Below are 10588 nucleotides of genomic sequence, written 5' to 3'. Positions count from 1 at the left end.
CACAACACAACACAACACAACACAACACAACACAAAATAAAAAGAAAAAACACCAAACACCCCCCTCATCATCCATACCAGCAAAACCAATGCCAAAAACAAAGAAAAGAAATAAAAACCTCCACTCATTACAACAATATGGAAATAAAAAATCCACAAAAACCGAAAAAGTTATATTAAAACAATCCGAAACCATAATTGCGGAAACAATCCCGCAAAACCAAGCCATAACAACCGGCGTCGATCCCGAACATGGTCGAAGCACCAAACATGAAGGATCGCAAACAAAAAAACTCCGTTATGGCACAACAAAAACAAAAAATGAAGGCTCGAAAAACTAGGCGCCAAAAGCGTCAGAACGATTCGAACCCAAGAAAAGCTCAGCAAAACCAACGCAAAACAAGCTGGACCCCAAAAAGCCTTGCGCACCATCCCAAAACCGGTTGATCCTGCCGGACTTGACCGCTATCGGGTTGAGACTAAGCCATGCAAGCCGCACGCCTCAAGCAATGCAGAGACGTGGCGTACTGCTCAGTAACACGTTGTCAATCTACCCTCAGGACGGGGACAACCTCGGGAAACTGAGGCTAATCCCCGATAGAGAACTCGGCCTGGAACGGTGAATTCTCCAAAAGATTCCAGAGGCATGCTCTCTGGCGTCGCCTGAGGATGAGACTGCGTCTGATTAGGTTGTTGGTGGGGTATAGGCCCACCAAGCCGATTATCAGTACGGGCCACGAGAGTGGTAGCCCGGAGATGGGGACTGAGACAATGCCCCAGGCCCTACGGGGCGCAGCAGGCGCGAAAACTCCGCAATGCACGAAAGTGTGACGGGGTCAACCCGAGTGCCAACTGAAAAAGTTGGCTTTTCACCGGTGTAAGCAGCCGGTGGAATAAGGGGAGGGCAAGGCTGGTGCCAGCCGCCGCGGTAAAACCAGCTCCTCGAGTAGTCAAGATGATTATTGGGCCTAAAGCGTCCGTAGCCGGTCCAGTAAGTCTCTGGTTAAATCTAACGGCTCAACCGTTAGGCTGCTAGAGATACTGTTGGACTCGGAGGCGGGAAAGGTCGAGGGTACTCTCAGGGTAGGGGTGAAATCCAATAATCCTGAGGGGACCACCAGTGGCGAAGGCGCTCGACTGGAACGCGCTCGACGGTGAGGGACGAAAGCCAGGGGAGCGAACCGGATTAGATACCCGGGTAGTCCTGGCTGTAAACGATGTGGACTAAGTGTTAGGGCGGCCACGAGCTGCCCTAGTGCTGGAGGGAAGCCGTTAAGTCCACCGCCTGGGGAGTACGGCCGCAAGGCTGAAACTTAAAGGAATTGGCGGGGGCGCACCACAAGGGGTGAAGCCTGCGGTTTAATTGGACTCAACGCCGGAAATCTTATCGGGAGCGACAGCAGCATGAAGGCCAGGCTGACGACCTTGCCTAACGAGCTGAGAGGAGGTGCATGGCCGTCGCCAGTTCGTGCCGTGAGGTGTCCTGTTAAGTCAGGCAACGAACGAGACCCTTGCCCTTAGTTGCCAGCGGAACTCTAAACAGTTGCCGGGCACACTAAGGGGACTGCCATCGATAAGGCGGAGGAAGGTAAGGGCCACGGCAGGTCAGTATGCCCCGAATCTCCCGAGCCACACGCGGGCTGCAATGGCTAGGACAATGGGTCCCAACACCGAAAGGTGAAGGTAATCCCCCAAACCTAGTCTCAGTTGGGATCGAGGGCTGCAACTCGCCCTCGTGAACATGGAATCCCTAGTAATCGCGTGTCATCATCGCGCGGTGAATACGTCCCTGCGCCTTGCACACACCGCCCGTCGCTCCATCCGAGTAAAGCTGGGACGAGGCGCAGTCCCTAGGGCTGTGTCGAATCTTGGTTTTGCAAGGAGGGAGAAGTCGTAACAAGGTAGCCGTAGGGGAACCTGCGGCTGGATCACCTCCTTCCGAAAAATATGGGCTCTGTGAGTCCAGCTTGTGCGTATGTGGTTTGTTGAGCTTTCAGCCACTTGTTTTTTATTGCATTTGATTGTCAGTGTTGTTGTGGCGTTTGTTTTTTGGTTTAACCGTGTTTTTAATGTTTGGTTTTTGTTGGATTGGTGTGGTTTTCTTTTTCTTTTTTTGGTTGTTGTTTTTGGGAGGGTGGTTTGTTCAAGGTTTTTGGTAGAGGTTTTCTAGGTCGTTTATATCGTAGCAGAATGTGTTTTCTTCTTTTACCCTTTTTTTGAAGCTTTTAGCGAAGACTACGTAGTTCTCTCTTCTTTTGTCTGTGTACTTTCTTATGCTGTTTGTCTGTTCTCTTAGTTTTTCCAATATTTCTTTGGCGTTAACGTTTTCTTGCCACTTGCACTCCGCAAAAAGCATCTCCTCTCTGCTCTCGTCGAATGCCACCAAATCAACTTCTTCCTCCTTGTGCCACCATTTTCCAACCTTTTGAAATTTGAAGATTCTATGAAAAATATCGTCGCGAATTAGGATTTCGAATCTTTTCCCGTAATATGCTGCTAGGCTGCCAACATCTTCTAGGGATACGGAACCCATTTCAATAATCTGCCTGTTTTTGAAGACAAAGTTGAACCAGAAGTCTAGGAGAGGGTTTCTTATCAAGTATATGCCCCTCTTCGGCTCTCCAATTGGAGTTAGTCTCTCAACAAGACCCAGCCGGATCAGGTTTTCCAAATATGGGTACACTTCTCTTCCCCTTATTCCGGCAAAGTTTGCAATCTCAGTTGGCTTGGTGTTTCCGTATGCTATAGCGTTCAAAATGGTGAAGTAAGTTTTAATTTCTTTAAAGTCTTGGGATAGAAGGAAGTAGGGTTCTCTGTAAAAGTAACCATCCTTCCTCAGAAATTCTTGGAGTGCAAGTTCCTCTAAGCTATTGTATTCTCTCGCTCTGAGTAGATATTCCGGTACTCCTCCCACGGTCATACTGGTTTTAAGTTGTTCCTCAAAATTCATTCTTTCGAGGAACTCTCGTGCACTTTCGAAACGCATTTCCTCTAGGAGAATGTCTCGAGTCCGTCTTCCATACAGAGGAGAGGCTGAAGACAATACCTGCTCGGACATTAATCCAAGGAGGGATCCTGAGATCAAGAGGAAAACTTTCGTGTTGGCTAGGAAAGTGTCCCAGAACTTCTGTAATGCGCTCAGAATGGTTTTGTCGCTCCTTATTAAATAGGAGAATTCATCTATTACAATCAACAGTTTTTCGTTCTTCGGGATAATTCTGGTTAAGTATTCAAAGAGGTCCCTCCACTCTTTAAGTTCTACACGCTCCAAGAAACTGTCTTCAAAGAATCTACTCATAACTTTTTTAACTTCGTCTATTTGCGCCTTCTTGCTTATATCCTCAGCTATGTAAAAAATCCCCTTTTTGCCCTTTATAAATTCTAGAATGAGTCGAGTTTTCCCAATTCTTCTCCGCCCATAAAGAATCACAAAACAGGCGCAGTTTCTGCTCCACTCTGATTCTAGCAAAGTTAGCTCGCTTACTCTATCGATAAACCTAATCATAATTAGTACTAATCAGAATTAGTATTTAAGCATTTTCAAAAACCATGAATCAAAACCCACAAGCAACCACAAAGGACTATATGAAAATCAACTCTTATAACATTGTTATAATAAATCTTTATCTAAAACATTTTAGATTCAACCGGTGTGAATATACCAAAAATTTAAAAAGTTGAAAAAAGAAGATTTTATTGCATTAGGCGGAATCGGAGTCACAGTTATTACAAGCGAAAATAGTAACTTGTTTGACGGTGTGGAGGAGAAATCCGATGAATCCGCTTCCCGGCTCCTACAGCGCTTTGTTTTCGATTTCGGCGACATAGAGTCTGAAGGCTGAGTTAGCTTAATCGATAAATTTATGTACTGGGCACATGGAGTAATAGATTCCCGAGTAAACCTATTGTGAAATGAATACGTGATACCAAAAGCTTAAAAACTCGGAATAGTTTAAAATCTATGGCAACAAGTGCCATTTCACTATCACACCGTTACACGAATGGTGATGATTTAGAATTCGTTTAGATGCAGCCCGGGAACCCACTGTTTCTGGGCGAAGAGCGTAGTGAGTTAAGACTCTCCCGTCTTATTCATGATGATCGCTGTGCATAGGCTTTATCCTTGCGGACACCAAACCAAGGGACAACAAGTAAGGACCCGATACACCCACGCTATCTGGAGGATGGCTAGGCTTGGGCGCCGAGGAAGGCCGTGACAAGCTGCGATAAGCCCCGGGTAGATGCACGTAGTCTTTGATCCGGGGATCGCCGAATGGGACTTCCTACCGGCGGCTAATACCCGCTCGGTGTTCCAGTCATGGAACGGGAACCCCCCGAACTGAAACATCTTAGTAGGGGGCGGAAGAGAAACCAAAAGGGATTCCCCTAGTAGGGGCGACCCAACAGGGAAAAGGGCAAACTGAACCCGTCATGGAAACATGGTGGGAATGTAGATTTGCAGGGTCCTGCCTCCACTTCACCGGAGAAGCCGAAGGAGCCTGGGAAGCCTCACCGCAGAGGGTGATAGTCCCGTAGGCGTAATCTGGAAAGTGTTGGGCGGGGTCTCCTGAGTACCATGGATCGGATATTCCGTGGGAAGCTGGGAGCCACCAACTTCCAACCCTAAATACGTCCCAAGACCGATAGCGCACTAGTACCGTGAGGGAAAGTTGAAAAGCACCGCGGAAGCGAAGTGAAAAGTGCCTGAAACCAGATAGTTATAGACGTACGTGGCTCAAAAGGATAGATCCTCCCCGAAGGAAACTTTGGCGACAAATTAGTACCAGGGGAGAGGACCAGAGTCATGTGATCCGTCTAGAAACACGGGCTGGGGAGTTTGTAGTTGTGGCGAGTCTAAGAGGTTCAACCTTGAAGGCGTAGGGAAACCAACATGCCCGCAGCCAGCTTGACTGGCCAGGGGCGGGGTCTTAAAAGGGCCCGGAGTCACAATTATGAGACCCGAAACCAGACGATCTAGCCCTGAGCAGGGTGAAGCCAGGGGAAACTCTGGTGGAGGCCCGAAAAGGTTCTGACGTACAATTCGTTCTTATGACTTGGGGCTAGGGGCAAAAGACTAATCTAGTCTGGTGATTGCTGGTTCCCCCCGAAGAAGTTCGCAGACTTGTCTGGCGGGAGGCAGCTGGAGGGGTAGAGCACTGACTGGAAAGCAGGGAGTCGCGAGACTTCACTTTCCCCTCAAACTCCGAATCTTCCAGCGCCGTAGAACGCCGGAAACGGGCGCCAGGGGGTAAGCCTCTGGGCCGAGAGGGGAACAACCCGGACTGAGGTTAAGGTCCCCAAGTGCCGGCTAAGTGTTAAACTGAAGGGCGTCCGTTGCCAAAAACAGTGGGAAGGTAGGCTTAGAAGCAGCCATCCTTAAAAAAGTGCGTAACAGCTTACCCACCGAGGTAACGGGCCTCGAAAATGGACGGGGCTAAGCTGGCCACCGAGACCTCAGGGCACGGTCAGGGACCGTGATCCGGTAGGGGGGCGCGTCGGTTGGGCGGAAGCAGGGCTGTGAAGTCCTGTGGACCGATCGATGTTGCAGATCCCAGTGGTAGTAACAGCAAAGTCGGGTGAGAATCCCGACCACCGAAAGGGCAAGGGTTCCTCGGCAATGCGTCGTCAGCCGAGGGTAAGTCGATCCTAAAGCTAAACGTAACTCGTGAAGTTGAAAGGGAAACCGGTTTATACTCCGGTACCGCGGAGGTACACGTGGCGACACAAGCCCAACTTCTGACGCTTCAGGGTAGGTCGAGCGGAGTCATCGCTTCGTTTAAGCGCATAAACCTGGGGAGGGCCGTAACGGCGAGAACCAGGCGAAAACGCGAATAGCCTCCCGATTTTAGGGGGGTTCGATCAAGCTCTGGAGTCCATGAAAAGGAAGCTGGGAAGGATCCTCCGCGTCCGTACCCAGAACCGACACAGGTGCCCCTAGGTGAGCATCCTAAGGTGTATCGGAATCAACCCAGGCAAGGGAAATCGGCAAATTAGCCCCGTAACTTTGGGATAAGGGGTGCCTGGACTCTTCAGGTAAAACTGGGGAAACCAGGTCGCAGTGACCAGGGGGGCCGGACTGTTTAATAAAAACATAGCTTTCCGCTAGCCCGAAAGGGTTTGTACGGAAGGTGAATCCTGGCCAGTGGCGGTCCGTCAAAGCCGAGTCCAATCGGTCGAAGCGCCGCTAAACGCCGGGAGTAACTATGACTCTCAGCAAACAAAAATCCTAATGGGAGTCGTTAAATCTGGCTATATGCGGGAAAATCGTTGAAGGTCACTCCCCAGAAGGGAACAATGTGGCATTCAAGAACGATAATCCGCAGGAAATCGAAAAGTCCGATTCCCAAGAACTTTAAAGAAAAAGAAAACTGCGGGGAAAAAGGAATGCTAAGAAAAGCAAGAAATCAATCTATGAAAAACACCTACCTCTGTGGACTAGTGGACGGTGAAGGTTCGTTCAGCATAAGTATAAAACCCCATAATACCACAAAATTCGGCTGGGTGATAGATCCAACATTCAGTGTAACACTGGAAAAAGAAGCAGAACACGTGTTAAAAGCACTACAACAAGCACTGAGATGTGGAAGAATCATCACGAAACCCGGACAACCAAACTGCAAGATATTCATAGAAGAAAGCAGGAGAAACATCGCAGAAAAAATAATACCATTCTTCGAAAGATACCCGCTGGAAATAAAGACAAAAAGCTTCAATCACTTCAAAGAAGTAGTCAAAAGACTAGAACAAAAAGAACACCAAAAAGCAGAAACATTCCTAAAACTAGCAGTCTACGCTTTCAGCCACAAAGAAATGAAAGCAACCAGAAAATACACAATAGACGACCTACTAGCAACAATGAAGCAAAAACCAGAAAACGCCGAAGAAATAGTCCGAAAAGAACAAGAAAAAATAACAGAAACGGACTAAAGAGATCCCCAGAGACTATACGCCAGACACCAAACAAAAGGTGAGAAACCATTGTGTGGTGAAGATATAGTCCAACGATTAAAACGGATAAAAGAAAAATCCAAGTATAATCGTTGCTTAAGGTAGCCAAATGCCTTGCCGGATAAGTACCGGCGTGCATGAATGGATCAACAAGGTCCCCACTGTCCCTGCCTGGGGTCCGGTGAACCCACATAACCTAGCGAACAGTCTAGGGACTCCTAACGGGGAGAGAAGACCCTGTGGAGTTTTACTGCAACCTGCGCCTGCGGCATGGTTGCGAGCGCATAGCGTAAGTGGGAGCCGTTAATCCCAGTTTCTTCGGGGACTGGAGTAGGCAACAATGGAACACCACTCACCCGTGGCTATTCCGCTAACCAGCGCCAAAGAGCGTTGGAACAAGTGTAGGCGGGCAGTTTGGCTGGGGCGGCACGCCCCTGAAAAGGTATCAAGGGCGCCCTAAGGTCGGCTCAGGCGGGTCAGAAATCCGCCGTAGAGGGCAAGGCCAAAAGCCGGCTTGACTGTATCCTAGACAACACGGGATGCAGGAGCGAAAGCTGGGCCTAGCGATCCATCATGTCCCCATTGGTGGGGGCTGGTGGTGACAGAAAAATTACCCCAGGGATAACAGAGTTGTCACGGGCAATAGCTCACATAGACCTCGTGGCTTGCTTCCTCGATGTCGGCTCTTCCTATCCTGGCCGTGCAGCAGCGGCCAAGGGTGAGGCTGTTCGCCTATTAAAAGGGAACGTGAGCTGGGTTTAGACCGTCGTGAGACAGGTCGGATTCTACCTGTTAGGAGTGTTGGTTGCCTGAGGGTAGGGTGCCCTTAGTACGAGAGGAACGGGGCTCCGCGGCCTCTAGTCTACCGGTTGTCCGATGGGGCACTGCCGGGCAGCCACGCCGTAACCGGTAAGGGCTGAAAGCATCTAAGCCCGAAACGGGTCCCGAAAAGAGGCAGCCACTCTCCAACACTAGGGTGTGTTCACCGCTTGGGACAGGTGACTGTAACAAGCTGTTGGGGACGAGGACGCCCATAAAAGATGGGTTTGATGGAACCGGGGTGTACGCGCCTAGCTTCGGCGAGGCGTTCAGCCCGCGGTCCCCAACTGTCCGAGTGTACGGGTCCCCAAAACTGTCCTTTGGGTGAAATCCACTAGGTAAAGCCTTATTCACACAATTTCTTAAATATAAATTGAATTTTAGTAGTTCTTTCTTTTTTTGGCTTGTCTTTATTCGGTGTTGACCGAAAGTTTCAATAGTTTGTTTTGTTTGGTTATTTTTAGCCCGCCTTCAAGACTATTTGACCTGTTTTTTTGGGATGATGTAGTGGAAATGGTTGGGCTGTTTTGGCCGCGATAATCCTATATGACGGGCTTCTTCAGGAGTGTGGCGGTTGCCTTTCTCTATGATTGGGGAGCTAACCCAAGTAGGTTACAGCGGCTTGGGGGGTGCTGGTACTCCCCTGGTATGAGAGAACATGGCTGAGTGACGAGCGTATCGCTCTACGAGGATGTTGTGTGTTAGTATCTTCAGGGTACACGGCATCCCCCTTTGTTTTGCTTTTTTATTATATTTTTTAGTGTTTTTTGTTTTTTAGTGGTGTGGTTTGATTTAATATTATTGTCGAATTGTTTTGTTTTTAGATGCGAAATATACAAATACTTATTAGGGAATATTTGTTATTTGTTTCTGCCCATGTTACAGCTGTGTTGTGTTCGGTTTTAAAGGTGCTACGGGTGAGTCTCTTGAAGAAGCGGTTGAAAAAATCTCAGGTTAACGGTGAAACGCTGGTTATTCTTGATTTGGATGGTACTTTAGGTTACTCTCTTATTCCTGAGGAAGAGGCTTTCAGGAAAATTTTTGAGTTGACTTGTAAGAGGCTCAATAAGTATTGTGATTTGGAGATTAGCGCGGATGAAATGGAGCAGTTTTATAAGGATGCGAAAAAGACACACTATGAACTGCATTTTCTTAAGCCGAAGAGGCATAATAAGAGGTTGAGGTTGAAAATTTTTCTGGATAAGGTTCAAGAAAATAATGGGGTAGTGTTTGATTCTGATTTTTTGGACGAGATCTATAATGTTTATTGGGATTATTTTATGGCTCATGCGAAATCGTATCCAGATACCTGTAAGACGCTTGAGAGGTTGATGAAGAAGTCCATTGTGGTGATTGCTACTAACAATGAGGATGATGAGGCTGAGATTAAACGGAGATTGTTTGGGCTTGAGGCGGGGAAACATTACCGGTATCTGTTTACTTCAGACCGGTTGGGTGTGTGCAAGCCTGCACCAGAGTTTCTTGAGGAACTAATTGGCTGTTTAGAAAAGGATTTAGGTGAATCAATCTCAAATAAGAGGATTATTGTTGTGGGTGATGATCCGAGGGTGGATTTTGCTTGGGCGAAACCTATTGGGGCCACCACGATAAGGGTCAGGAAGGATTTGAATGCTAAAAGGGAGCCGAGTAACGAGGGGGAGAAGCCGGACTTCACTGTGGATAATGTTTCAGATATTTTGGATTTAATCTGAGATTTTGGTGTCTACTGGGCCTTACATCTTTTCCTTGAAGATTTTACTGTTTTTTATAATTAGGTTTTTGATTTGGTTTTAACGAAATGCTTTTATGAAAGGTGCTTGATTATCAATCAAAAATTTCCCCTTTTTACTAAAATATTAAATCAAGATTGATGTGGTATTTATGGTTAAAATAGTTAGTATGGGCGCCATAAACTACGATATTAATCTTTTTGTAGAGAGATTCCCTAAGATAGGTGAGGAGGTGCCAGTGAAACAGATAACACGTATTCCCGGGGGAAAGGGAGCTAACGTGGCCGTGGCAGCTGCAAGATTGATGAATCCGGGAGAGGTGGCGTTTATAGGTGGACTGGGCGATGACCAGATAGCTGAGAGGCAGAAAGAAGTTTTGAAGAGTGAGGGAGTCAATACCAGTGGAATTATTACGGTTAAAGGTGTGGAGTCTGGCCAAGCCTATATCGTTATAGATTCTAAGGGTGAAAATTTTATCAACACCCTTTTTGGGGCAAATCATGAAATTAAACCAGAGGATATAGAGGAAAAGAGCAGATTAGCACTAATACGTGAAGCCAAGGTACTGGCCATAGTTGATCCCCCGCTTCCCGTGATTTTGAGGGTTATGGAGCTTGGAAAAAAATGTGGGACTATTAACATTTGGGACCCGGGAATACACTGTGTGAAAGGATATGATTCACTAAAAAATATTTTAAAATTTGTTGATATTCTTTTGATGAACGCTGTAGAAGTGGAAAACTTAACCGGTGTCAGTGAGCCACAAGAGGTGAAAAAGCGTCTTTCTCCGATTAATAAGACTCTAACGGTGGTTAAAAAAATGGGGGCAGAAGGATCCCAGTTGATTGAGCCTGGAGATAAACAAAGCACACTGATAAAGGGGATTCCGCTTCTAAAGTATGGTTTTAAAGTGCTTAATACAGTAGGGTGCGGTGACTCGTTCCATGGGGTTCTTGCAGCCTCGCTGGCTGAGGGATACTCCCTTTTTGAGGCTTTGCAGAGAGCGAACCTAGCGGGAGCTTTTAAAGCAACTAGAAGTGAAACAAGAGGAAGTCCCACTAGAAAAGAATTGGCAGAATTTTCTAAAAAAA

General features: G+C 47.3%; 6 protein-coding genes and 2 rRNA genes. 6 read left to right on the top strand and 2 right to left on the bottom strand.

From position 1 onward, the window contains the following. A partial coding sequence (locus tag ACUVXA_RS10605; protein ID WP_445871231.1) for a hypothetical protein occupies positions 1-341 on the top strand: 341 nt, incomplete at its 5' end. Positions 342-436: 95 nt separating this feature from the next. After that, positions 437-1937, top strand: a 16S ribosomal RNA gene (locus ACUVXA_RS10600). A gap of 206 nt (positions 1938-2143) precedes the next feature. On the opposite strand, the gene ACUVXA_RS10595 is transcribed toward ACUVXA_RS10600, so the two are convergent. After that, positions 2144-3505 carry an ATP-binding protein gene (locus ACUVXA_RS10595; protein WP_445871230.1) on the bottom strand — a complete coding sequence of 454 codons (1362 nt, stop codon included), beginning with the start codon at positions 3503-3505 and terminating at the stop codon, positions 2144-2146. 172 nt (positions 3506-3677) lie between these two features. On the opposite strand from ACUVXA_RS10595, the gene ACUVXA_RS10590 reads away from it, so the two are divergent. Together ACUVXA_RS10590 and ACUVXA_RS10585 are read left to right on the top strand one after the other, a co-directional pair. Further along, on the top strand, positions 3678-3842 hold the full coding sequence (locus ACUVXA_RS10590) for a hypothetical protein (protein ID WP_445871229.1): 165 nt from the start codon (positions 3678-3680) through the stop codon (positions 3840-3842). Positions 3843-4155: 313 nt separating this feature from the next. Continuing rightward, positions 4156-8074 (top strand): 23S ribosomal RNA (locus tag ACUVXA_RS10585). Between the two features lie 291 nt (positions 8075-8365). On the opposite strand, the gene ACUVXA_RS10580 is transcribed toward ACUVXA_RS10585, so the two are convergent. Then, the gene (locus ACUVXA_RS10580) at positions 8366-8488 is read right to left on the bottom strand and encodes a hypothetical protein (protein WP_445871228.1); all 123 of its coding nucleotides are present in this window, start codon (positions 8486-8488) and stop codon (positions 8366-8368) included. A gap of 205 nt (positions 8489-8693) precedes the next feature. Here ACUVXA_RS10580 and ACUVXA_RS10575 point away from each other — a divergent pair, with 205 nt between their 5' ends. Together ACUVXA_RS10575 and ACUVXA_RS10570 are read left to right on the top strand one after the other, a co-directional pair. Next, positions 8694-9479 (top strand): HAD family hydrolase, encoded by a 786-nt coding sequence (locus tag ACUVXA_RS10575; protein ID WP_445871227.1) that lies wholly within the window; start codon positions 8694-8696, stop codon positions 9477-9479. Between the two features lie 169 nt (positions 9480-9648). After that, the coding region (locus tag ACUVXA_RS10570; RefSeq protein WP_445871226.1) for a carbohydrate kinase family protein at positions 9649-10588 on the top strand (940 nt) is incomplete at its 3' end.

This window comes from Candidatus Jordarchaeum sp. (assembly GCF_052745115.1).
This window is presented reverse-complemented; position numbering and strand designations above follow the sequence as displayed.